The organism is Nocardiopsis lambiniae, from assembly GCF_031845465.1.
Lineage (GTDB): Bacteria > Actinomycetota > Actinomycetes > Streptosporangiales > Streptosporangiaceae > Nocardiopsis > Nocardiopsis lambiniae.
Window position 1 is genome coordinate 181,630 of record NZ_JAVREP010000004.1, and the last position, 22,723, is coordinate 204,352.

The 22,723-nt window shown below is 74.0% G+C and carries 21 protein-coding genes; 12 read left to right on the forward strand and 9 right to left on the reverse strand.

Annotated features, from left to right (window positions below):
- Positions 1-13 precede the first annotated feature (13 nt).
- Positions 14-754: an IclR family transcriptional regulator gene (locus tag RM479_RS08510; protein ID WP_311511172.1), complete on the reverse strand. Its 741-nt coding sequence runs from the start codon at positions 752-754 to the stop codon at positions 14-16.
- Between the two features lie 91 nt (positions 755-845).
- On the opposite strand from RM479_RS08510, the gene pcaH reads away from it, so the two are divergent.
- From pcaH to pcaDC, 4 genes are all read left to right on the forward strand, one after another.
- Positions 846-1,631, forward strand: coding sequence for a protocatechuate 3,4-dioxygenase subunit beta (pcaH, locus tag RM479_RS08515; RefSeq protein ID WP_311511173.1), 786 nt, complete (start codon positions 846-848; stop codon positions 1,629-1,631).
- On the forward strand, positions 1,628-2,185 hold the full coding sequence (gene pcaG / locus RM479_RS08520) for a protocatechuate 3,4-dioxygenase subunit alpha (protein ID WP_311511174.1): 558 nt from the start codon (positions 1,628-1,630) through the stop codon (positions 2,183-2,185). The genes pcaH and pcaG overlap by 4 nt, the downstream gene beginning before the upstream one ends.
- 92 nt (positions 2,186-2,277) lie before the next feature.
- Positions 2,278-3,504, forward strand: coding sequence for a lyase family protein (locus RM479_RS08525; protein ID WP_311511175.1), 1,227 nt, complete (start codon positions 2,278-2,280; stop codon positions 3,502-3,504).
- Positions 3,501-4,679 (forward strand): bifunctional 3-oxoadipate enol-lactonase/4-carboxymuconolactone decarboxylase PcaDC, encoded by a 1,179-nt coding sequence (pcaDC, locus tag RM479_RS08530; protein WP_311511176.1) that lies wholly within the window; start codon positions 3,501-3,503, stop codon positions 4,677-4,679. The genes RM479_RS08525 and pcaDC overlap by 4 nt, the downstream gene beginning before the upstream one ends.
- Positions 4,680-4,742: 63 nt before the next feature.
- Here the strand turns inward: pcaDC and RM479_RS08535 are convergent, their stop codons facing one another.
- Entirely contained in the window at positions 4,743-5,600 is an 858-nt protein-coding gene (locus tag RM479_RS08535; protein ID WP_311511177.1) for an SDR family oxidoreductase, read from the reverse strand.
- A gap of 125 nt (positions 5,601-5,725) precedes the next feature.
- The gene (locus RM479_RS08540; protein WP_311511303.1) at positions 5,726-6,919 is read right to left on the reverse strand and encodes an AI-2E family transporter; all 1,194 of its coding nucleotides are present in this window, start codon (positions 6,917-6,919) and stop codon (positions 5,726-5,728) included.
- Positions 6,920-7,249: 330 nt separating this feature from the next.
- Between RM479_RS08540 and RM479_RS08545 the strand changes: the two genes are divergently transcribed.
- From RM479_RS08545 to RM479_RS08555, 3 genes are all read left to right on the forward strand, one after another.
- On the forward strand, positions 7,250-7,612 hold the full coding sequence (locus tag RM479_RS08545) for a winged helix-turn-helix transcriptional regulator (protein WP_311511178.1): 363 nt from the start codon (positions 7,250-7,252) through the stop codon (positions 7,610-7,612).
- A gap of 109 nt (positions 7,613-7,721) precedes the next feature.
- Complete coding sequence (locus tag RM479_RS08550; protein ID WP_311511179.1) at positions 7,722-8,651, forward strand: universal stress protein; 930 nt, start codon at positions 7,722-7,724, stop codon at positions 8,649-8,651.
- A 4-nt stretch (positions 8,652-8,655) separates the two neighbouring features.
- Positions 8,656-9,690, forward strand: coding sequence for a methyltransferase (locus RM479_RS08555; protein ID WP_311511180.1), 1,035 nt, complete (start codon positions 8,656-8,658; stop codon positions 9,688-9,690).
- A 105-nt stretch (positions 9,691-9,795) separates the two neighbouring features.
- On the opposite strand, the gene RM479_RS08560 is transcribed toward RM479_RS08555, so the two are convergent.
- The gene (locus RM479_RS08560; RefSeq protein ID WP_311511181.1) at positions 9,796-10,611 is read right to left on the reverse strand and encodes an NAD(P)H-binding protein; all 816 of its coding nucleotides are present in this window, start codon (positions 10,609-10,611) and stop codon (positions 9,796-9,798) included.
- A gap of 151 nt (positions 10,612-10,762) precedes the next feature.
- Here RM479_RS08560 and RM479_RS08565 point away from each other — a divergent pair, with 151 nt between their 5' ends.
- Complete coding sequence (locus RM479_RS08565) at positions 10,763-11,485, forward strand: DNA alkylation repair protein (protein ID WP_311511182.1); 723 nt, start codon at positions 10,763-10,765, stop codon at positions 11,483-11,485.
- Positions 11,486-11,512: 27 nt separating this feature from the next.
- Here the strand turns inward: RM479_RS08565 and RM479_RS08570 are convergent, their stop codons facing one another.
- A complete protein-coding gene (locus RM479_RS08570) occupies positions 11,513-12,112 on the reverse strand; it encodes a hypothetical protein (RefSeq protein WP_311511183.1) in 600 nt (199 codons plus the stop codon).
- A gap of 151 nt (positions 12,113-12,263) precedes the next feature.
- On the reverse strand, positions 12,264-12,962 hold the full coding sequence (locus tag RM479_RS08575) for a pyridoxamine 5'-phosphate oxidase family protein (RefSeq protein WP_311511184.1): 699 nt from the start codon (positions 12,960-12,962) through the stop codon (positions 12,264-12,266).
- 319 nt (positions 12,963-13,281) lie between these two features.
- Between RM479_RS08575 and pdxR the strand changes: the two genes are divergently transcribed.
- The 3 genes from pdxR to RM479_RS08590 all read left to right on the forward strand — a co-directional run bounded on the left by pdxR (position 13,282) and on the right by RM479_RS08590 (position 17,463).
- Positions 13,282-14,721, forward strand: a complete 1,440-nt coding sequence (pdxR, locus tag RM479_RS08580) for a MocR-like pyridoxine biosynthesis transcription factor PdxR (RefSeq protein ID WP_311511185.1) — start codon at positions 13,282-13,284, stop codon at positions 14,719-14,721.
- A 206-nt stretch (positions 14,722-14,927) separates the two neighbouring features.
- Positions 14,928-15,725: a siderophore-interacting protein gene (locus RM479_RS08585; protein WP_311511186.1), complete on the forward strand. Its 798-nt coding sequence runs from the start codon at positions 14,928-14,930 to the stop codon at positions 15,723-15,725.
- Positions 15,726-15,858: 133 nt separating this feature from the next.
- Positions 15,859-17,463, forward strand: a complete 1,605-nt coding sequence (locus RM479_RS08590; RefSeq protein ID WP_449589933.1) for a glycoside hydrolase family 10 protein — start codon at positions 15,859-15,861, stop codon at positions 17,461-17,463.
- On the opposite strand, the gene RM479_RS08595 is transcribed toward RM479_RS08590, so the two are convergent.
- Positions 17,464-18,219: a thioesterase II family protein gene (locus RM479_RS08595; protein ID WP_311511187.1), complete on the reverse strand. Its 756-nt coding sequence runs from the start codon at positions 18,217-18,219 to the stop codon at positions 17,464-17,466.
- Positions 18,220-18,503: 284 nt separating this feature from the next.
- Between RM479_RS08595 and RM479_RS08600 the strand changes: the two genes are divergently transcribed.
- The gene (locus tag RM479_RS08600; protein WP_274809471.1) at positions 18,504-18,815 is read left to right on the forward strand and encodes a hypothetical protein; all 312 of its coding nucleotides are present in this window, start codon (positions 18,504-18,506) and stop codon (positions 18,813-18,815) included.
- A 193-nt stretch (positions 18,816-19,008) separates the two neighbouring features.
- Here the strand turns inward: RM479_RS08600 and RM479_RS08605 are convergent, their stop codons facing one another.
- Positions 19,009-20,781 (reverse strand): ABC transporter ATP-binding protein, encoded by a 1,773-nt coding sequence (locus RM479_RS08605; protein ID WP_311511188.1) that lies wholly within the window; start codon positions 20,779-20,781, stop codon positions 19,009-19,011.
- Positions 20,782-20,928: 147 nt separating this feature from the next.
- On the reverse strand, positions 20,929-22,638 hold the full coding sequence (locus RM479_RS08610; protein WP_311511189.1) for an ABC transporter ATP-binding protein: 1,710 nt from the start codon (positions 22,636-22,638) through the stop codon (positions 20,929-20,931).
- Positions 22,639-22,723 lie beyond the last annotated feature (85 nt).

Genomic DNA, 22,723 nt, shown 5'->3' on the forward strand with positions numbered 1-22,723 from the left:
GGAAGAACAGGGGTCACAGTCTTCGCGAGATGCCCTGCGCGGCGACCTGGAGGGCCGTGACCAGCCGTCCCCGGTCGCGTTTGAGGGTGGGGACCACGACCGCGATCGCCGCGACGACCTCCTCCCCCCGCCGCACCGGCACGGCCACCGAACAGGCCCCCAGGGTCATCTCCTCCACGGTGGTGGCGTACCCGTCGCGGCGGACCCGCTCCAACTGCCGCAGCAGGATCCCCGGCCGGGTGATCGTGTACGGGGTGACCCGCCGCAGCGACCCGAGCACGCGCGAGCGCACCTCCTCGGGGGCGTGGGCGAGGAGCACCTTGCCGACCCCGGTGGAGTGCAGCGGCAGTGTGGAGCCGACGCTGCTGACCACCGGCACCGACGCCCGCCCCGCCATCCGCTCCAGGTAGAGCGCCTCGTCGCCGTCGCGCACGGCCAGGTGCACGGTGGCCAGGGTGGTGGCGTAGACGTCGTGCAGGAAGGGGGAGGCGGCGTCGCGCAACGTCGTCTGGACCGGGGCGAGCAGACCGATGTCCCACAGGCGCCGCCCCACCACGTAGGAACCGCCCTCACGGGCCAGGGCGCCGTGCCGGACGAGTTCGCCGACGAGCCGGTGCACGGTGGGGACCGGCAGGTCCGCGCGTCGGGCGATGTCCGACAACGACAGCCGTCGATGGTGTTCGTCGAAGGCTCCCAGCACGGCCATCACCCGGCCCGCCACGGTCGCCCCGGGTGTTCCGGTGTTCCCCGCCATGGGGACCATTCTCCCACCGATCTCCATCGAATGTTCCGCTGAGCGGAAAGGAGACCCGCGCCACCCCCGGCCCCCGCCGTACGCTCCCGCCATGAACAGCACCCCGGTTCCGGCTCCCGACCTGGAGCCCCAGGAGGCGATCAGCGCGCGGATCGCCGCCATCGAGGCCGCCCACCGCGCCGACGGCGGGGGCCGCCCCCAGCCCGCCCTCGACTACCCCCCGTACCGCAGCAGCGTCCTGCGCCACCCCACCAAGGACCTGCACCACACCGACCCCGAGACCATCGAACGCGAGGCCCCCTGCTTCGGGGACCGCGACGTGGACCCGCTGGAGGCGGACCTGACCATCGGCGGCGCGGGCGAACCGATCGGCGAGCGCATGATCATCGCCGGCCGGGTCACCGACGCCGAGGGCCGCCCGGTGCGCCGCCAGCTGGTGGAGGTCTGGCAGGCCAACGCCGGTGGCCGTTACGTGCACGAACGCGACCGTCACCCGGCCCCGCTGGACCCGAACTTCACCGGCGCGGGTCGGTGCCTGACCGACGACGACGGGTACTACCGGTTCCAGACGATCAAGCCGGGCCCCTACCCGTGGCGCAACCACCACAACGCCTGGCGCCCGGCCCACATCCACTTCTCCCTGTTCGGGACGGAGTTCGCGCATCGGCTGGTCACCCAGATGTACTTCCCGGGCGACCCGTTGTCCGCCCTGGACCCGATCCTGCGATCGATCACCGATCCGGCCGACCGGGAACTGCTCGTGGCGTCCTACGACCACGACCTGACCACCCACGAGTGGGCGACCGGGTACCGGTGGGACATCGTCCTGGGCGGTTCCCGCGGCACCCTCATGGAGAACGAAGGAGACGAGGCGTGAGAGCGACCCCGGGACAGACGGTCGGACCGTTCTTCCACTACGGACTGCCCTATGACGGCGACCGCGACCTCGTGCCCCCGGGTTCGGTCGGCGCGGTGCGGTTCGGCGGGCGGGTCCTGGACGGCACCGGCGCCGGCCTCCAGGACGCGCTGGTGGAGATCTGGCAGGCGCGGCCCGACGGCACGGTCCCCCGCGAGCCGGGGTCGCTGCGCCGCGACGGGTGGACGTTCACCGGGTTCGGTCGGGCCTCCACCGGCCTCGACGGCCGCTACGCGTTCTCCACCCTGGAGCCGGGGCCGACCGAACCGGGCGGGGCGGCGTTCTTCGCCGTCACCGTGTTCGCCCGGGGCCTGATGGACCGGTTGTTCACCCGGGCCTACCTGCCCGACGACGCGGTGGCGCTGGCCGCCGACCCGCTGTTGTCGTCCCTGCCCGAGGAGCGCCGGTCGACCCTCGTCGCCCGTCGCGACGCGCGGGGGCTGACCTTCGACATCCGCCTCCAGGGCGCGGACGAGACCGTGTTCCTGGACCTGTCGGGGTACCGGAGCCCCTGACCTCTTTCTCCTCCCGGAGGGGAGGGGATCCGGGACCGCCCACCCGCGCCCCTCCCGTTCCACCGACGACCGCCCGCAGGAAAGGAATCCCGTTGACCGACCTGTTCTGGCCCGGCGACGAACGCGCCGACGACCTGTTCGGCGACCACGCGTGGCTGACCGCCATGGTGGAGGTCGAACAGGCCTGGCTGGACGCCCTGGCCGGGGCGGGCACGGCCCCGGCCGGGACCGACCTGTCAGGCCTGGTCGGCCCCGACGACCTGGCCGCCCTGGCCGGGGCCGCCGAGGGCACCGGCAACCCGGTCCCGACCCTGGTACGGCTTCTGCGCGAACGCGCCCACGGCCCCGGGGCCGCCTGGGTACACCGCGGGCTGACCAGCCAGGACGTGGTGGACACGGCGCTGATGCTGTGCGCCCGCGACGCCCTGGACAGGGTGCGCGACGACATGCGCCATCAGATCGGGTCCCTGGCCGCCCTGGTCCGGGCGCACCGCGACACCGTCATGGCGGCGCGCACCCTCACCCAGCACGCGGTGCCCACCACGTTCGGGGTCAAGGCCGCCGGCTGGCTGGGCGGGACCCTCGACGCCGCCGAGGCGGTGGGACGGATCCGCACGCCGGTGCAGATCGGCGGCGCGGCGGGCACCCTGTCGGCCGCCGTGGACCTGGTCCGCGGCCGGGGCTCCGCCGACCCGACCGGGGCGGTGTCGGCCCTGGTCGCCACGGTCTCCGACCGCCTGGGGCTGGCGCCCGCCGATCCCTGGCACACCGCGCGGCGCACCGTCACCGCCCTGGGCGACGCCCTGGTGGGCTGCACCGACGTCTGGGGGCGCACGGCCGCCGACGTCGCCACCCTGTCCAGGCCCGAGATCGCCGAGGTGACCGAGCCCGCAGCCGCCGGACGCGGCGGCTCCTCGACCATGCCGCACAAGCGCAACCCGGTCCTGTCGGTGCTCGTCCGGCGGGCGGCCATCGCCGCTCCCCCGCTCGCGTCGACCCTGCACCTGGCCGCGGCGCTGGCCGTGGACGAGCGCCCCGACGGGGCCTGGCACACCGAATGGGCGACCCTGCGCACGCTGGCCCGCCGCACCGTCGTCGCCGGTTCCCAGACCCGCGAACTGCTGGCGGGACTGACCGCGAACACGGAGCGGATGGCGGCGACCGCGGCGGCGGCCCGCACCGACCTGACGGCCGAAGCCCGGGCCATCGCGGCGCTCACCGGCGCCGATCCCGCCGACGACACCCCGTTGGGCGTCTCCGACGTCCTCATCGACCGCGTCCTCGACCGCGCCCACCGACACCTGGAGGCCGACTCATGACGATCCCCCGCATCACCGGCGTGGAACTGGCCGGTGGCCCGGATCTGCCGCTGCTCCTCGTGGGCCCCTCCCTGGGCACCTCGGCGACGGCGCTGTGGTCGGCCGTGGCGGAACGGCTCGGCGACGCCTTCCACGTCGTGGGCTGGAACCCGCCCGGGCACGACGGCGCCCGGGTCCGGGACCCGTTCACCATGGCGGAGCTGGCGCGGGGGGTGCTCGCGTTCGCGCGGGGGGTCACCGCCGCCCGCGGGGACGCCGATCGTTCCTTCTCCTACGCGGGCGACTCCCTCGGCGGCGCGGTGGGCCTGCACCTGCTGCTGGACGCCCCCGAGGCGGTGCGCACGGCCGCGCTGCTGTGCACGGGGGCGCGTATCGGCACGCCCGACGCCTGGCGCGAGCGCGCCGCGACCGTGCGCGCCTCGGGCACCCCGAGCATGATCGAGGGGTCGGCGAAGCGGTGGTTCGCCCCGGGGTTCCCGGAGCGCGAACCGTCCACCGTCGCGGCCCTGCTGCACGCCCTCCAGGACACCGACGCCGAGGGGTACGCCCTGGCCTGCGAGGCGCTGGCCGACTTCGACGTGCGCGACCGGTTGGACGGGATCACCGCGCCGGTGCTGGCGATCGCGGGAGCCGAGGACGTCCCCACCCCCCCGGAACTCCTGGCGGAGATCGCCTCGGGGGTGCGCCTGGGCCGGTACGAGGTCCTGGAGGGGGTCGCCCACCTGGCCCCGGCGGAGGCCCCCGACCGGGTCGCCGAGCTGCTGCGCGCCCACCTGCGCGCCCCGGAAGCGCCCACCCCGGACGGCGTCCGCGACGCGGGCATGGCGGTGCGCCGGCAGGTGCTGGGCGACGCCCACGTGGACCGGGCGATCGCCGCGACCACCGATTTCACGGCCGACTTCCAGGAGTTCATCACCCGGTACGCCTGGGGGTCCGTGTGGACCCGCCCCGGGCTGGACCGGCGCAGCCGGTCGATGATCACGTTGACCGCGCTCATCGCCCGCGGCCACCATGAGGAGCTGGCGATGCACGTGCGCGCGGCCCTGCGCAACGGGCTGACGGTGGGGGAGATCGAGGAGGTCGTGTTGCAGAGCGCGATCTACTGCGGTGTCCCCGACGCCAACTCCGCCTTCCGCGTCGCCCAGGGCGTCCTGGCCGAGGAGGGCCTCGCCTGACCCCGGGCCGGTCGCCCGGCCCGGGTCCCCCGGCCGAGGGCCGAGGGACCCGGGCGGGACCGGTCAGGCCAGGGCGCGCAGGGTGTCGACGAGCGGGGTGGAGGGGCGCCCGATCAGACGGCGCAGGTCCCCGGTCGGCTCACCGAGCGCGCCGTCACGGATGTTCCCGTCCAGCGCGGCCACGAACCCGGCCGTCCCCTCGTCCAGGCCGACCTCGACCAAGAAGGCGACGTGCTCCTCGGTCGACAGGTCCTTGTAGACGACCTCCCGGCCCAGTACCTCGGACAGGGTCTCGGCCAGTTCGGCGTAGGTCCAGGCGGTGTCGCCGGTCAGCTCATACACCGCGTCCGCGTGCGCGGCCGGGTCGGCCAGCACCACGGCTGCCGCGGCGGCGAAGTCACGGCGGGCGGCGCTGGGCACGAGCCCCTCACCCGCGCTGCCGATGAACGACCCGTAGTCGCGGGCCTGCTCGAACTGCGGCACGTAGTTCTCGTGGTACCAGTTGTCGCGCAGGATCGTACGGGTGATCCCCGAGGCCGCCAACAGCTCCTCGGTGGCCTTGTGGTCGGGGGCCAGGACCAGGGTGCTCTCGGCGGCGTTGGGGGCGCTGGTGTAGACGATGTGCCCGACCCCGGCGGCGACCGCCGCGTCGATCGCGGCCCGGTGCTGGGCGACCCGTCGGCCCGGTTCGGAGGCAGAGATCAACAGCAGGGTGTCGGCGCCGGAGAACGCGGGCGCGAGGGTGGCCGGATCGTCGAGGTCGATCCGCGCGGTGCGCACCCCGGAGGCGGCCAGTGCGGCCAGCCGCTCGGCGTCGCGTCCGGCGGCGACGATCTCCCGCGCCGGGGTCCCCCGCTCCAGCAGTTCCTCGACGACGAGACGGCCCAGGTGGCCGGTGGCACCCACGATGACGACGGACATGAGCGATGGTCCTTCCCACTGCCCGGCCGAGACGTTCCCGGCCGCTGTCAGTGGGCAACCCGACAGGTGGGGGGCACATTCCAAAGTTCCCGTACCCACTTTTTTGTCAGGTACCCACCTTGAGGTTAGCCATGAGGTGGGAGGGGTCCCGGTCGTCCCGGGTCCGTGTCGGGCCCCTCCTCCCGTGGGACGGTCCCCTCCGCCCCGAAACCGTCCTCCCCCTCCGCCCGGATCCGGTCCTCCCCCTCCGGACCATCGGACGTCCGGGCGGCGCTCAACAGGGGGTGCTCGGCCACCTCGTAGCGCCGGATGTAGGTGCCCAGGAACGCCTGGAGGCTCGCCCCCATGGGCAGCGCCAGCAGCGCACCGGGCGCGCCCATGATCGCGACGCCGGCGAGGACCGACCCGAACGCCACGGCGGGATGCATGTCCAACGTCTTGGCGGTGATCCGCGGCTGGAGGACGTAGTTCTCGAACTGCTGGTAGACGACCACGAACGCCAGCACCCACACCGCCGCCCAGGGCCCCTGCAACAACGCCACGAGCACGGGCACGAAACCGCCGATGTAGGTGCCGACCGTGGGGATGAACTGCGACAGGACCCCCACCCACAGCGCCAGCGCGAAGGCGAACGGCACGTCCAGCGCGACCAGGACGAGATAGTGCGCGACGCTGGAGACCAACGCCAGGAGCGCCCGGGAGTAGAGGTACCCGCCCGTCTTCTCGATCGTGATCTCCCAGGCCCGCAGCACCTCGCGATGCGTCCGGGGCGGCAGGACCGAGCAGATGACACGGCGGAAGCGCGGGCCGTCGGCGCACAGGTAAAAGGTGAACAGTGCGACCGTCAACCCGTTGAAGAGCAGCCCCAGCAGGGTCGTCCCCGCGCCCAGGGCGTTGTCGGCGATCCTGGAGGCGTACCCCTCCACCACCCCGCTGGCACTGCTGACCTGCTCGATCAGGGTGGTCGGGGAGTAGTCGGTGTCGAAGGTGGCGTTGAACCAGACCAGCGCGGCGCGCAACATCGCGGGCGTCTCGGCCGCCAGGGCCAGCACCTGGCCGATCAGCATGGAGCCGAGCATGCTCAGGAAGACCCCGGTCGCCACCAGGACCAGGAGCATGACCGCGCCCGTGGCCGGCCCGCGGGGCCAGCGGCGACGGTGCAGCCAGTTGACCGCCGGCTCCAACGCCAACGCCAGGAACAGCGAGATCAGCAACAGGACGATGAGCCCCTGCAACTGGAGGAACAACCACAGGGCGACACCGAAACCCGTGACGGTCCACATCACCAACATGACCGCCCGGGGCAACCACGGGGGCATGCCCGCTCGGCGATCGGCGACCGGGTCCTGGTGCGGTGGGGTGCTCGTGTGCAAGCCGGGCTTCCTTCTCTGTACGGCCCGCGGTCGGACTCCGCCACGGGCCGGGGACGTCGTCCCCGCCCACCGGACGATAGCCGCCCCGGAGCCCGGCCGGTCCCCTCACCCGCGAGAACACCCCGGGCGAGGCGATGTCGGGTCCGGGGGACACCGACGGGGTTCCCCGGCTCCGCCCTCCACGGAACGGGGGACACGATCCGCCAGGGGGAGTCCCCTCCGAGGTCGCGGTACCTCCTTTTCCTCGGGTACCCGCCCCTGGGTAAGTTGGGGGGTATGAGCGTCACGAAGGCTTTCCCGGAGGGTCAGGTGTTCAGCGCCGACTGCCCCTCCCGCCGCCTGCTCGGCGAGATCACCTCCAAGTGGGGCGTCCTGGTCCTGATCGCGCTGGCCGACGGCCCCCTGCGCTGGAGCGGGCTGCTGCGCCGCATCGGGGGCGTCAGCGAGAAGATGCTCGCCCGCACCCTGCGTTCCTTCGAGGCGGAGGGGCTGGTGCTGCGCGACGCGCGCCCCGTGGTGCCCCCGCACGTGGAGTACAGCCTCACCGACGCCGGACGTGAGGTCACCGACCGCCTCGTCCCCTTGGTCGTCTGGGCCGAGGAGTACGCGGTGCGCGCCCACACCGCCGAGCGGGACTGAGTCCTCGGAGTTCTCCGCCACACCAGGGGGACTGTCGGTTCCCGCACCGACCATGGGGCAGACTCCTGGAAGGGCGCGGGTCATGTGCGCCCGACGAGGGAGGCACACGATGACCGACGATCAAGCGCGTACCCCGGCGGTGGTGACGGGCGTCGACGGATCCACCGACGCGCGCGCCGCGCTGGAGTGGGCGGCGGCCGAGGCCGAACGCGGAGGGCTGCCCCTGAAGGTGGTGCACGCCCTGTCGATGCCGGTGGTGACGAGCGTCTACGCGGGGCGCACCCGGTTCCCGCCCACCGAGGAGATCTCCCGGCAGGGTGAACGGATCCTGGAGAAGGAGGCCGACCACGTCCGAAGGCTCCACCCGGATCTGGAGGTGCTCACCGAGCTGGCGCTGGAGGAACCCCCCGTGGCGCTGTTGCGCCGTACCGGACCCGGTGACCTGATCGTGGTGGGGTCGCGCGGTTTCGGCCCGGTGCGCTCGGCCCTGGCCGGCACCGCGGGCGTCCGTTTGGCGGCCCGGGCCACCTGCCCGGTGGTCGTGGTCCCCCACCGCGAGGGGGACGCCGGGACGCCCGCCGCCCCCGAGCGGATCGTGGTCGGCGTGGACGGATCCCTGGACTCCCAGCACGCCCTGGACTTCGCCCTGCACACGGCGGCCCGTTCCGAGAACGGCTCGGTGGTGGTCGTCAACAGCTGGGAGGCGCCCACACCGTTCGCCTCCCCCGCACTCATCGCCTCGGGGTGGACACCGCCCGAGGACTTCCTGGACCGCCAGTCGGAGGAGATCGTCGCCGGGGTGCTGGCCGAGGTGATCGACGAGACCGTGGACCGGGTGGACCTGTCCGTCGTGCGCACCCGCAAGGAACCGGTCACGGCGCTGATCGAGGCGGGCGCCGAGGCCGACCTGATCGTGGTCGGTTCCCGGGGGCGGGGCGCTGTGCGCGGCCTGTTCCTGGGCTCGGTGAGCCAGGGCGTCCTGCACTCCGCGACGGTCCCGGTCGCGGTCCTGCCCCGGCACGCCGACACCGGGGAGTGAGCCGATGACACGACCCTCACCGGACCCGCGACCGCACACGGCGCTGGGACGGATGCTGTTCGGCGGCATGGTCGCCCACCTCATCGGCGGAGCGGTCCGGCTGGGCCTGCCCGACGCCCTGGGCGACCGGGAGTCCACGGCCGACGGGCTGGCCCGGACGTTGGACGCCCGCGCCGACACCGTCGAACGGCTGTTGCGGGCGTTGGCGGCCGTGGACCTGGTGGAGGAGACGGCGCCGGGACGGTACGCGCTCACCCCGACCGGACGGCTGCTGCGCTCCGACCACCCCGAGTCCATGGCCGCGATCGCGCGCCTCTACACCGACCCCCTCCTGCTGGACTCCTGGCGGGAACTGGCCGGGAGCGTGCGCGACGGCTCGGTGGCCTTCGACCGCGTCCACGGGGAATCGTTCTTCGACCACCTGCGGGGGCGCCCCGAACAGGCGGCGATGTTCCACGCGGCCATGGCCGACGGCACCCGGGGCACCGCCCGCGTCCTGCCCGACGCCTACGACTTCGCGCCGTTCACCACGGTCGTGGACGTGGGCGGCGGGGACGGGACACTGCTGAGCGCGGTCCTGGCCCGCCATCCGCACCTGCGGGGGGTGGTGTTCGACAACGCCGAGGGGACCGCCCTGGCGCCGGCGGCCCTGGAGCGCGCCGGGGTCGCCGACCGCTGCGCGGTGGTGACGGGGGACTTCTTCTCGACCGTCCCCGCCGGGGACGTGCTGCTCCTCAAGAGCATCGTGCACGACTGGGACGACGACCGGGCCGTGAGGATCCTGACCCGCTGCCGGAAGGCGATCACCGAGGACGGTCGGCTGTTGCTGGTGGAACCGATGCTGCCCGACGGCGCGGCCACGGCGGAGAACACCGTGCCGTTCCTGAGCGACCTGAACATGATGGTCAACACCGGCGGTCGAGAGCGGACCCGCGCCGACTTCGAGGCGTTGTGCTCGCGCGCCGACCTCACGGTGACGTCGGTGCGGACCCTGGCACCGCCCTCGGGGTACGCGCTGATCGAGATCGCGCCGAGGTGAGGGCGGAGCCCCGGTGACCGACGGACCGTGGTGAACACGGTACCGCCGTGAACGTCGGGCGGGCCCGGGCGCCCACCGGGGACCCGTGCCCCCCCCACGGCCGGCTCAGGACCGGAAGGCGTCGGCGTTGTCCCGCGCCCAGTCGGCGAAGGTGCGGGCCGGGCGCCCGGTGACCTCCTCGACGGTGGGCAGGATGCGGTCGGCGGTCTCGGGCGGGTCGGTGGCCAGGGAGATCCCGAACTCGACGTACTCCTCGGGGAGACCCTGGGCGCGCAGACGCGCGCGCTCCTGCTCCTCGGTGAGGCGCACCCAGGCGACCTCGCGGCCGATGGCCCGCCCGATCGCCTCGGCCCGTGCGGCGGGGGTGAGCGCCTCGGGTCCGGTCAGCACGTGGATGCGGTCGCCGTGTCCGCCCTCGGTGAGGGCGACGCCCGCGACGGCGGCGATGTCGGCCTCGTGCACGACGGCGCTGGGCCAGTCGGAGAGGGTGCGCACGGCCCCCTCCCCGTGCACGTCGGGGGCCCATTCCAGGGCGCCGGACATGAACTCCCCCGGGGCCAGGAGCGTCCATTCCAGCAGGTCGGTGCGTACGGCGCGCTCCATCGGACTGCCGCCCCAGGCGCCCAGGACGGTGGCGCGCCGCGTCCCGGAGGCCACGGCCAGGTCGACGATGTCGGCGGCGTTGTCGAGTTCGTCCCCGTCGCCCCCGAAGGTGATGAGGTGGACGGCGTCCACCCCGGCGAAGGCCCCGGTCAGGGTCGCGGTGTCGGTGAGGTCGCCGCCGACGACCTCCACCCCGGGTCCCAGGTCGGCGCGGTCCGGGGTGCGGGTGAGCGCGCGTACCGGGTGCCCCCGGTCGACCAGCCACCGCACCAGGTGGCGTCCCACGTTCCCCGTCGCCCCGGTCACCAGAACGGTCATGTGTCCCCCTCGTTCTCCTGTGTCGGACGGGCCCCGATGGGCCCGGACACCACCGTCCCGAACGTGGAGGACACTTGATGTCCTCCTCTCGCGCCGTTCTCGGCGAAGTCGGTGCTCGCCGAATGTGGGTGGCGCGCGATCTACTGTCCCCATGAGCACACCTCCCACGGCCGAGGATTTCCTGGCCCGTCTCGACGAGCACCGCAGCGACGAGGAATTGCGCAAGTACCAGCGCTACTTCAGGTTCGACGCCGACCACCAGGACCCCGACGACCACTTCATCGGCGTGCGGATGGGCACGGTCTTCGCCCTGGCCAAGGAGTTCCGGGCGATGGGGCCGGAGGAGATCGAGAAGCTCATGGACAGCCCGGTCCACGAGGCACGCGCCGGGGCGATGAGCATCATGGAGAAGAAGGCCAGGGACCGCAAGGCCACCCCCGAGGAGATCGGCGTGCTCGCGGCGCTGTACCTGCGCCGCCACGACCGGGTCAACGACTGGGACCTGGTGGACCTGGCGGCCCACCACGTGGTCGGCCGCCACCTGCGCGACCGGCCGCGCGACGTGCTGTACGCGTTGGCGCGTTCGGAGGACCCGTGGGAGCGGCGCACCGCGATCGTGGCGACCGCGCACTTCATCGCGCACGGGGACCTGGACGACGCCTTCGCCCTGTCCGGGATCCTCGTCGAGGACGACCACGAACTCGTCCAGAAGGCGGTGGGGTGGATGCTGCGGGCGGCCGGCGAGGTGGACCGCGTCCGGCTGCTCGCCTTCCTGGACGAGCACGCGGCGCGGGCCCCGCGTCCGCTGCTGCGGGCGGCGATCGAGAGGCTTCCGTCCGAGACGCGCGCCCACTACCGGTCGCTCCGACCATGAGGTGCCGGGCCGCCCGGCGCGGCCCGGTCAGGCCAGGAGGGCCTCGACGTGGCGCACCCGGACGGCCCGGGTGGCGGCGGTGGACAGGGGCTCCAGGGTGCCGCCGTTGCCGTCTCCGTCGTACCAGCTCAGTGACCAGGTGAGGGTGAGGGTGAGGGGGAAGGCCCCTTCGGGGGCGTCGCCGGAGGGGCGGGTGTAGGTGTGGGCGCAACCGATCTCGGGGACCGCGCAGGTGAAGGCGGATCCCTCGCCCGTCTCCCAACGGGCGGTCTCGGGGACCGCCACGACGGTGACGGTCTCACCGAAGGCCCGGGAGGTGAGGACGACCTCGGCGCGGGCCGGGCGCGCGGGGCGAAGGCGCAGGGGGGCGCCGGTGACGGTGGTCACGGCGGTGTCCTCCAGAGGCGCGGGCAGGGGCATCAGGGCGCGCATCCGTTCGGCGACGGCCCGGGAGGGCCGGCCGGGGGGCAGGCGGGGCAGGGCCCGGCAGGAGGTGCTCCAGGTGCCGCCCGAACGGCTGTGCTCGTCGCACGTGCCCGGTGCCTCCCGCGCGATCACCGCACCGTCCGCCACCGGGGCCATCGACAGGACCAGTGCCAGAGCGAGCGCCAGGAGACCGCGCGACACAGGGCACACTCCTTCATGTGATGGCACGACTACTGCGAGTGATCACAGGAGACCATAGCCACATCACGCTCCGTACACAACCGGTTCCGCGAAAGCGCCGGGGACGATACGGACCGGGAGGGAGCGATCGTCCCTCCGGCCCCGCACCGCGTCACGCGGGCGAACGGCGCTCCACGACATGGCGGGGCACCTCGATGCCCGACCGCAGCAGCGGGTCCGGCTCGGGTTCGCCGAACACACGACGCACGGGGACGACCCCCGCCCACACGTCCAGGGCGTGGTCCTCCTCCTCGTCCACCGGCGGCCCCGTGCGGACCTTCACCGACGCCTCGGCCAGCGACAACGCCAACACGCGGGTGGCCGCCATCTCCTTGCGGTCCGGCGCGCGGACCGCGTCCCACCGCCCCGGGGAGATCTGCTCGGTCAGGGCGCGCAGCCCGGCCGTGCGCTCGGCCTCCTCGGCCACCACCCGGGGACGGCCGTAGATCATCGCCGACCGGTGGTTGACCGAGTGGTGGAACGCCGACCTGGCCAGTACCAGACCGTCGACCAGGGTGACCGTCACGCACACCTCCGCGTCGGTGCGCAACGACCGAGCGCCCGTGGACCCGTGCAGGTACAGGGTGTCGTCGATGCGGCCGTAGGCGGTGGGCAGCACCCGGGGAGCGCCGTCGACGATCACCCCCAGGTGGCAGAACAGGCCTTCGTCGAGCAGGGCGTACAACTCGGAGCGGTCCGTGCGCTGCTTGTGCCCGCCCCGGCGCAGCCGGGTCCGGTCGGTGGCCGAGAGCGGGGCGTACGCGGCGGCGGAGGTCCGCGGGGGCGGTGGGGTTTCGGTGGTAGGGCGCATGTCTTCACGCTAGGGTCCGGGTGGCCTGCGCCCCAGGGCCACTTCCGGGCGAAAACCCACGACCACTTTCCCGCCCTCCCGCCCCGGGCGGTGAACGGGGGACCGGACGGTCCCGCCCGCGCCTCGCGACACGACCACCGTCGAGCCCGGGCGGGGATGGCCAGGGCCGCCCCGTCACACCGGCCCCGGCCCGCACCGGCGAGAACGGTGGGCACCGCCCACTCGGCGCTAATGTGAGATACGTGACCGATGATTCGTCTCGGATGTCCGCCCCGTCCCTGCCGCCCGCCCCGTGCCTCCAGCCCTAGAAAGCGCCCCCGTGCCCCGCCACCACGCCGAACCGGCCCTGCGCCTGGACCGGGCCGACGCCGTCCCGCTCACGGTCCAGCTGGCCGCCGCGCTGCGCGCGGCGATGTCCGACGGTTCCCTCGTCCCGGGCGAGCGCCTGCCCTCCAGCCGCACCCTCGCCGCCCAGCTGGCCGTCAGCCGCACCGTCGTCACCGACGCCTACCAGCAGCTGTACGCCGAGGGCTGGTTGGAGGGCCGGCACGGATCGGGCACCTTCGTCGCCCCCGGTGCCGCACCCGCACCCGTCGAACGCGGCCCCATCGAGCCCGCCTGGCGCACCGCCGCCGCCCGCGGCGGGGGCACCGCCCGGCACGAACACCGCCCCTCCCGCACCGAACTGCGCGAACGCGGCCTCATCGACCTGCGTCCGGGGGCGCCCTGGGTACACGCGGTGGACCGGGCCGCGTGGCGCCGCGCCTGGCGGCACGCCGCCGACCTGCCCCACGACGACGACCCGGATCCGCGCGGTCTGCCCCGGCTGCGCGGACTGCTCGCCGACCACCTGCGCCGCGCCCGCGGCATCGCCGTGGGGCCGGAGAACATCCTGGTCACCCGGGGCACCGGCAACGGCCTGGACCTGACGGGGGCGGCCCTGATCGCCCCGGGCGACCGGGCGGGGGTGGAGGAGCCCGGCTACGGGAAGGCCCGCACCGTCCTGGCCGCGCGCGGAGCGCGCATCGTCCCCTGCCCGGTGGACGGCGACGGCCTCGTCACCGACGGCCTGCCCCGCGACCTGGGCCTGGTGTACACCACCCCCGCCCACCAGTACCCGCTGGGCGGCAGGCTGCCGGTCCCCCGGCGCGAACGCCTCATCGCCTGGGCGCGCGAGACCGGGGCCGTGGTGGTCGAGGACGACTACGACGCCGAGTTCCGCTACGACGTGGCGCCGCTGCCCGCCCTGTACGGGATGGACCCGGGCCGGGTGGTGCTGCTGGGCACCCTGTCCAAGACCCTCACCCCGGACCTGGGCATCGGGTGGATCGTCGCCGAACCCGACCTGGTGGAGCACCTGGCGCGGGTGCGCCACGGCCTCACCGACCGCACCCCGGGAGCGGTGCAGGCCGCCACGGCGCTGCTGCTGGAACGCGGTGACCTGGACCGGCACCTGCGTCGGATGCGGCTGGAGTACGCGCGCCGTCGGGCCCTGGTCATCGAACACCTGGGACCCCGACTGACCGGGGACACCGCCGGATTGCACGCCATGCTGCCGCTACCGGCCGAGGCGGTGGCCCCGGTGGTCGCCGAGGCCGCCGCACACGGGGTGATCGTGGACGACACCGGTCGCACCAGCCACGCCGAACCGACGGTGCACGGCCTGGTGCTGGGGTACGGATCGGCGCACCCGGCCGACCTGCGCCGCGGGTGCGCGTCGCTGGCCGCGATCCTGGACCGCCGCCTGGGACCGGCCTGAGGACGTCCCGCGCGGGGGCGTCGGATCGCGGGAGGGACACGACGGGCCTCCCGTGTCGTCGGCGAACGTACCGGGCCGGTCCGGGCACGGGGGCGCGGGAGATGTCCGGGTCCGGGCACGGCCGCCCCGGTCGACTAACACGGTTGGTAAGGCTAACCTCATGTGAGTTTCGTGTCTGTTCGTCCCTAACCGAGAAGAGTGTTCCCGTGCGTGTCGAGAACCCCTCCCACCGCGCCGTGATGCGCGCCGACGTCGTGCGCACCGAGCGGATCACCGAGCACTTCGTCAACGTGACCCTGGGCGGGGACGAACTCGCCGACTTCGAGTTCCTGGGCCGCGACCAGTTCGTGCGCCTGTTCCTGCCCCGCCCCGGCCAGGAACGGGTGCACCTGCCCACCGTCGCGGACCGGCGCTGGGTGTCGCAGCTGTACGCGATGCCCAAGGAGCGGCAGCCCTACGTGCGCAACTACTCGGTGCGCCGCTTCGACCCGTCCGCCCTGGAGATGGACATCGAGTTCGTCGACCACGGCGAGGGCGGCCCCGCCTCCGCCTGGGCCCGCAACGCCCGGCCGGGCGACGGGATCGGCCTGCTCACCGACGGGGTCTACTACCTGCCCTCCCCCGGGTCCGGCACGCAGCTCCTGGTGGGCGACGAGAGCGCGCTCCCGGCGATCGTGTCGATCCTGGAGCAGGCCCCCGAGGGTCTGCGCGCCCGGGTGTACCTGGAGGTGCCCTCCGCCGCCGACGTGCGCCCCCTGCGGTCGCTGCCGGGGGTGGAGGTGCACTGGCTGCCGCGCACCGACCCGCACGAGGTGCCGGGCCGCCTGGCCCTGGAGGCGGTCCGCGCCGCCGACCTTCCCGGGGAGCGCCCGTACTGCTTCATCGCGGGCGAGAACGCGCTGCCCACCGAGCTGCGCCGGCACCTGGTGCGCGAGCGCGGGGTGGCCAAGGACGACATCACCTTCATCGGGTACTGGAAGCACGGGCAGGCCGTCACCGACTAGCGTCGCCGCCTCCCCGAAAAAGGTAAAGATAATCTCCCCTACGCCCCAGAGTGTCCAAAACGTTATGCAATGACCTAGTCTGAGCTCCGGTGCGCCACCGGGCGCACCGTGGAGGCAGCTCAGAGGAGATCCCGTGGCTTCTGGTCGACACGCCGGCCCGGCTTCGCACCCGTACCGACGATGGGTGGCGCTCGGCGCCACGGCGGGGCTCGTCCTGGCCGGCTACGCGATGGTCGGCGCGACCGGATCGGCCGACCCCGGCCCCGGCGCCGCCCTGTGCGGGGCGGCCGACGACAAACGCCAGATGCGCGGCGCCTGGCTCACCACCGTCGGCAACATCGACTGGCCCTCCGAGCCCGGCCTGTCCGCCGACGAGCAGCGGGCCGAACTCGACGCCCGTCTGGACGAGGCCGCGGACCTGGGCCTCAACACCGTCTTCCTGCACGTGCGCCCCACCACCGACGCCGTCTACGCCTCCGACCTGGAGCCCTGGTCGCGCTACCTCACCGGCGAACAGGGCGGCGACCCCGGCTACGACCCCCTGGAGTACGCCGTCGCCGGAGCCCACGAACGCGGCCTGGAACTGCACGCCTGGTTCAACCCCTACCGCGTCGGCGTCTCCTCCGACCTGGAGACCCTCGCCGACGACCATCCCGTCAACGAGCACCCCGACTGGATGATCCGCTACGGCGGCGAGGGCTTCCTCGACCCCGGCAACCCCGAGGTGCGGGCGTGGGTCACCGACGTCATCATGGACGTCGTGGAGCGCTACGACATCGATGGCGTCCACTTCGACGACTTCTTCTACCCGTATCCCAAGGACGGCGAGGAGTTCGACGACGACGCCTCCTGGGAGGCCCACGGCGGCGACTTCGACGACCGCGACGACTGGCGGCGCGACAACGTCAACCGGTTCGTCGCCGGCATCCACGAACGCGTCGAGGAGACCGCGCCGTGGGTGCGGTTCGGCATCTCCCCCTTCGGCATCTGGCGCAACGACGGCAGCGACCCCACCGGATCGGCCACCGAGGGGCTGGAGTCCTACGCCGCCCAGCACGCCGACACCCGCACCTGGATCCGCGAGGGCACCATCGACTACGTGGTCCCCCAGTTGTACTGGGAGCGCGGATTCGCCGCCGCCGACTACGAGGTCCTGGCCGACTGGTGGGCGAACGAGGTCGCCGACACCGACGTGGACCTGTACATCGGCCAGGCCGCCTACCGGGCGGGCGAGCCGGGGTGGCAGGGCGAGAACGCCCTCACCGACCAGCTCGACCACTCCTCCGGGATCGACGGGATCGACGGCGACGTCTACTTCTCCTTCACCTCCCTCACCGAGGAGGCCGCCGAGGCGTTCGCCCACGTGCGCGAGGAGTACTACGCGCACCCGGCCCTGCCGCCCCTGGCCGACGTGCCGGCCGACGCCGACCCCCGGGTGGGCGCGGTGCGCGGCCTGACCGCCACCGCCTCCGACGAGGGCACCGACCTGACGTGGCGGGCCGACGACGACGCCCGCCTCTACGCCGTCTACCGGATCGCCCCCGAACACGCCGAGATCATCGAATCCGGCGGGGTCGAGGACGTCTGCGAGACCCTCACCGCCGAGACCCTGCTCGGGGTCACCGGTGACACGACCTGGACCGACGACTCCGACGCCGAGGGCGCCTACGTGGTCACCGCCCTGGACCGCGACAGGGTCGAGGGGCCGGCGGGCGAGGCGGTCGACCCGCGTCTGTGATCAGCGGGCCAGGTCCCGGGCGAGGATCCGCAGCACCTCGGCGCGGTGGCGCACCGGGAAGAAGTGGTCGCCCGGCAGCACCTCCAGGACGTGCCCGCGCGTGGTCATCTCCGCCCACGCGGCCACCTCCTCGGGGGTGACCGAGGGATCGTCGGCCCCGGCCAGCGCCGTGACGGGCACGTCCACGGGGGCGGGCGCGGTCGGGCGGTAGGTGTCGACGAGCCGGTAGTCGCCCCGCACGGTGGGCAGCACCAGGGACCGCAGACCGTGGTCGGCCAGCACGCCCGGGGGTGTACCGCCCAGTGCCTCGATGACGGCGACCAGACCGTCGTCGTCCAACAGGTGCACCCCGGCGGTCGGCCCCTCCCGGCCGGGGGCGCACCGGGCCGACGCGAACAGCCGCACCGGGGCGCCCAGCGGACCCTTCGCCAACCGTCGGGTGCTCTCGTAGGCGACCAGGGCGCCCATGCTGTGCCCGAACAGCGCGTAGGGTCCGCTCACGCACTCCTCGATCGCGGCGACGGCGCCTTCGGCGAGGTCCTCCATCCGGTCGACCGGGGGCTCCCCCATCCGGGTCTCCCGGCCCGGGTACTGCACGACGAGGAGGGCGTACTCCTCGGGCAGGTCCGCCGACCACTCCCGATAGAAGTTCGCCGACCCGCCCGCGTGCGGGAACAGCACGACCGTGAGCCGTGCCCCCTCCCGAGCGTGGAAACGACGGAGCCAGGGACTCCCCGTACCGGGAACGGACCTCATGCGCCACCTCCGACCTGACGGGCGGAACCGGCTTCCGCCACAGGAGATCCAACCAGTCCGGGCGTACGGGCTCAACGGGCCCGCGGCGTCGCGAGGATCACCCGGCCTTCCACCGCCCTTGAGGGGATCGGTGTGCCGACCGTCCCCGTGGGCGCGGCGAGGGACCTGGTGGGGGCGTTGTCCACAGATCCCGGATTCTCCCGCCGCGCCGACCCGATCCCGGGAAGAATGGACCTCGAACACGAACGATCCCCGTTCCGGCGGGGAACGACGGGGGGGACGGCATGGTGGAACCGGTCGACACGTCCGAGGAACGAGCGCACGAGGCGCGCGGTCGCGCCGCCGCCCTGCTGACCCGGCTGGTGGCCGCCGAGTCCGAACACGGACTTCCACCGGTGGAATGGCTGCTGGACCGCTCCGGCGGGCTGCACGGCACCGCCTCGAAGGCGGGCCCGGAGGCCGCCTACGCCTGGGCCGACTTCTTCGGCGCCGCCGTCCGCGAGGGCGCCCCGGCGAGCGTGCACGGCCGCCCGACCCTGCTCACCGGACTGGACGACTACCGGGGCGTGCGCGTGGTGGTGCGCACCCACCACTGACCGTGGGGGTGTGCGGAGCCTCCCTCGGCGGGTCCCGCGCACTCGGCCGACCCACGCCGGCCGGCCGTCCCCGACGGGATCCGCCGGCCCGCTTGGGGAGGTCACGGACCAGGGCGGACCACCGGCCCGGCCACGGCCCGGTGTGACCGCCACCGGCCGCGACCGGAGCCTCGTCGGGCACCGTCCGGGAGGGTCACGGGTTCGGAGCGCCCCGCCAACCGCGCCACAGGTCGGCGTAACGACCACCCGCCGCGACCAGGGCCTCGTGCGGCCCCTGCTCGACGATCCGACCGTGGTCCATCACCACCACCCGGTCGGCGGCCCTGGCCTGGGTGAGACGGTGGGCGACCACCAACGTGGTGCGGCCCTCGGTGGCGGCCAGGGAGGCCCGCTCCAGACGTCGGGCACCCGCGCTGCCCGCCTCGGCGGTGGCCTCGTCCAGCACCGCCACCGGCGGGTCGGCCAACACCAGTCGGGCCAACGCCAGGTGCTGGGACTGCTCGGCGGTGAGCGCGTGCCCGCCCTCACCGACCACGGTGCGCAGCCCCTCCGGCAGGGCCCGCACCCAGGTCAGCGCGTCCACCCGCGCCAACGCGGCCTCCGCCTCGGCCTCGGTGGCCTCCGGACGGGCCAGCCGCAGGTCCTCCAGCAGGGTCCCGGCGAACACGTGCGTCTCCTGACTCACCAGGTACACGTGTCCGCGCAGGCGGCTCTCGCCCAGGTCCGCCAAGGGCACCCCGCCCAGGTGCACCTCACCCTCGTCCGGGACGCGCAGCCCCGTGACGATCGCGGCCAACGTGGTCTTACCGGCACCGCTGGCGCCCACCAGGGCCACCCGTTCCCCGGGAGCGATCTCCAACGACACCCCGTCCAGGGCGGGCGGGGCACCGGGACCGTACCGGTGCGCGACCGCCTTGACCCGCACCGAGGCGTCCTGCGGTTCGCGCGCGTCCCGAGGACCGGGGGCCTCGGGCAGGTCCACCACCCCGGCCAGCCGGGCCAGGCTCGCCCCGGCCGACTGCACCTCGTTGAAGTTCATCACCAGGAACATCATCGGACCGAACAAGCGGTGGAAGTACAGGGCCGCGGCCGTCACCGCGCCCACCGTCACCAGGTCACCGCGCACCAGCCAGAAGCCCGTGACCAGCACCATCGTCAGGCCCAGGCACTCGGCGCCGTTCAGGCGCGACCCGAACCGGGTGAGCAGGCGGAACACCGAGACCGTGATGTCCATGGCCGCCCGGGAACGCTCGGCGACACGGCCCTCGTGCTCGGCCTCGACCCGGTAGGCGCGCACGGCCGCGCGTCCCCTGAGGGCGCCCATCATCGCATGCGAACGCTCGCCCATCGCGACCCGCTCACGGGCGTAGTAGGGGCCCGAGATCGGCAGGTACCAACGGACCGCCCACACGTACACCGGCAGGGCGCACAATCCCGCCAGCCCCAACCGCCAGTCCAGCGCGGTCATGCCCACGGCGGTCAACAGCACGGTGGCCATGGCCACGACCACGTCGGAACCGTTGCGGGCGATGCCGGCGGTGACCACGGCGACGTCGTCCCCGACCCGGGACAGCAGGTCGCCGACGCGGACCCGCTCCAGGCGGGCCGCGGGCATGTGCAGGACCCGGTCCATGACGCGTTCGCGCAACCGGGCCAGGATCCTCTCGCCGGACCGGCTCACCAGCCAGCCGCCCAGGCCGGTGAGCAGTCCGCCGACCACCGCGGCGGCGGCGATGATCCCGGCGGCGCGCAGCACGGGGTCGAGCCCGGCCCCGTCGGTGATGTCGTCGACCATGGTGCCCAGCACCCAGGGCGCGATCAGTCCGACACCGCTGCCGATCAGAACGACGACCAGGGACAGGGGGGTGCCCCAGCCGCTGCGCCGCACCCCGTCGCCGAGCACGGCCCAGGTGCGGCGGGCCGACGCGGTGGGCAGCAGGTCCGCGTGTTCGTCGGTCGCGCTCACGCGGTCACCGTCCTTCCTCGTTCGGGCGTGCGCACACCCTCGTCCGTTCTCCGAGCGGGCCTCGGCGTCGTCCTCCCGTACGCGGTCATCGCCGCACCGACAGGAGCACCCCGCCGCCGAGCCACGGGGGTCTCACCGCACCGACGCTCACCGCAGCACCGCCTCGCCGTAACGGGGATCGTCGCGGACCAGCTCGGCGTGGGTCCCCCGGCCCCGGACGCGCCCGTCGATCAGCACCACCACCTCGTCGGCGCGGGCCAGCAGCGCCGGGCTGCCCGTCACCACCAGGGTGGCCCCCACCGGAACGCGCTCGGCACGGAGGGCGCTCACCCCCCGGGCGATCGCCTCCTCGGTGACGGCGTCGACCGCCGTGGTGGGGTCGTGCAGGACCAGCACCGGCGGATCGGCCGCCAGGGCGCGGGCCAGGGCGGTGCGTTGGCGCTGTCCGCCGGACAGGTTGGCGGCCCGGTCCGTGATCGGCCGGTCGAGGCCGTCGGGGTGGCCGGTGACCAGGTCCTGGGCCCCGGCCGCACGCAGCGCGGCCGACAGGTGGGCCTCGTCGCGGTCGGTTCCGGTGGCCAGATTGGTGCGCAGGGTCCCCTCGAACAGAGTCGCCCCGTGCTCCTCCACCAGGACGGCGGCGCGCAGGGCCGCCAGGTCCAGGTCGTGGACGAGGACCCCGCCGACGGTGACGGCGCCCTCCACCTCCGTGGGCGCGGCGCGCCCGGAGAGCAGTTCCAGGAGCGCCTCGGCGTCGCGCGGGTCGGTGGCCAGCACCCCGACGGTCCGCCCGGGTTCGAGGCACAGGTCCACCCCGCGCAGGGTCCGGTAGGTGACGGCGGCCAGCTCCACGACCGCGTCCCCCTCCGGGGCCCGATCGCCGGGGGCGACGGCGTCGGGGGCGTCGAGCAGGCGGACCAGGCGGCGGGCGGAGGCGCGGGCGGTGGCGAAGATCTGACCGACCATGCCCAGCCCCTGGACGGGTTCGGCGAGGAACTGGGCCAGGCCCACCACGGTGATGAGCTCACCGATGCTCAGCCGCCCCTGGAGGGCCATCCACCCGGAGACGGCGGCCACGCAGGCCAGGAACAGCAGGCTCGCGGCCGACACCACGCCCCGGTAGACGCCGTTGCTGGCGGCGGCGGACACCGAGGCGCGCAGGGCCCGGGCACTGGCGGCGCGATAGCGGACGGCGGCGGCCTCGCGGGCTCCCATGCCCATGAGGACCCGGAGTCCGCCGACCAGGTCGGTGGCCAGGGCGGTGGCGCCGGCGGCGGTGGCCTGTTTGGCCTCGCTGCGCCGGGTGATGTGGGCGGCGGGGACGCGCAGCAGGAGCATCATCACGGGCACGCCCACCAGCACGCCCACCCCCAGGGGCACGTCGATGGTGAGCAGGGCGACGGTGGTGACGACGATGGCGGTCGTCATGGCGATGAGCCCGGCCCAGGCCCGCACGTACAGGGCGGCCTGTTCGGCGTCGGAGGTGGCCACCGACAGCACCTCGCCGGTCCGCAGTCCGCTGCGTTCGCCGCGCGGATCCAGGGCACGGCGGGCGGCCTCCACGCGCAGCAGGTGGGCCTCGTTCTCGGTGGCGCGCAGCGTGAAACGGGCGCCGGCGCGGTAGGCGAAGGCCAGCACCGTGAACAGGGTGAGCAGCCCCGCGACGCACAGGGCCAGCACGCCGACGTCGCCGGTGACGACGGCCCGGTCGATGGTGAGGCCGATGGCGACGGGGACCAGCGCCTCGGCGAGCTGGTGGAGGGAGAGCAGGATGACGCCGAGGACGACGTCACGACGGTTGCGGACGAGGGTGCGCCGGGCCAGGGCGCGTACATCGACGGGGGTGGGGGCGCTCACGCGGTGGTCCCCTTCGATCCGGGGCGCACGCCCGCGCTTGAGCATGTGATCATCCGATCATTCCATTCACCTGTCGACGTGCCGC

Coding starts and splice junctions, on each gene's coding strand:
- RM479_RS08510 (WP_311511172.1), bottom strand. CDS start 754: ATGGCGGGGAACACCGGAACACCCGGGGCGACCGTGGCGGGCCGGGTG.
- pcaH (WP_311511173.1), top strand. CDS start 846: ATGAACAGCACCCCGGTTCCGGCTCCCGACCTGGAGCCCCAGGAGGCG.
- pcaDC (WP_311511176.1), top strand. CDS start 3,501: ATGACGATCCCCCGCATCACCGGCGTGGAACTGGCCGGTGGCCCGGAT.
- RM479_RS08535 (WP_311511177.1), bottom strand. CDS start 5,600: ATGTCCGTCGTCATCGTGGGTGCCACCGGCCACCTGGGCCGTCTCGTC.
- RM479_RS08540 (WP_311511303.1), bottom strand. CDS start 6,919: ATGCCCCCGTGGTTGCCCCGGGCGGTCATGTTGGTGATGTGGACCGTC.
- RM479_RS08545 (WP_311511178.1), top strand. CDS start 7,250: ATGAGCGTCACGAAGGCTTTCCCGGAGGGTCAGGTGTTCAGCGCCGAC.
- RM479_RS08550 (WP_311511179.1), top strand. CDS start 7,722: ATGACCGACGATCAAGCGCGTACCCCGGCGGTGGTGACGGGCGTCGAC.
- RM479_RS08555 (WP_311511180.1), top strand. CDS start 8,656: ATGACACGACCCTCACCGGACCCGCGACCGCACACGGCGCTGGGACGG.
- RM479_RS08560 (WP_311511181.1), bottom strand. CDS start 10,611: ATGACCGTTCTGGTGACCGGGGCGACGGGGAACGTGGGACGCCACCTG.
- RM479_RS08565 (WP_311511182.1), top strand. CDS start 10,763: ATGAGCACACCTCCCACGGCCGAGGATTTCCTGGCCCGTCTCGACGAG.
- RM479_RS08575 (WP_311511184.1), bottom strand. CDS start 12,962: ATGCGCCCTACCACCGAAACCCCACCGCCCCCGCGGACCTCCGCCGCC.
- RM479_RS08595 (WP_311511187.1), bottom strand. CDS start 18,219: ATGAGGTCCGTTCCCGGTACGGGGAGTCCCTGGCTCCGTCGTTTCCAC.
- RM479_RS08600 (WP_274809471.1), top strand. CDS start 18,504: ATGGTGGAACCGGTCGACACGTCCGAGGAACGAGCGCACGAGGCGCGC.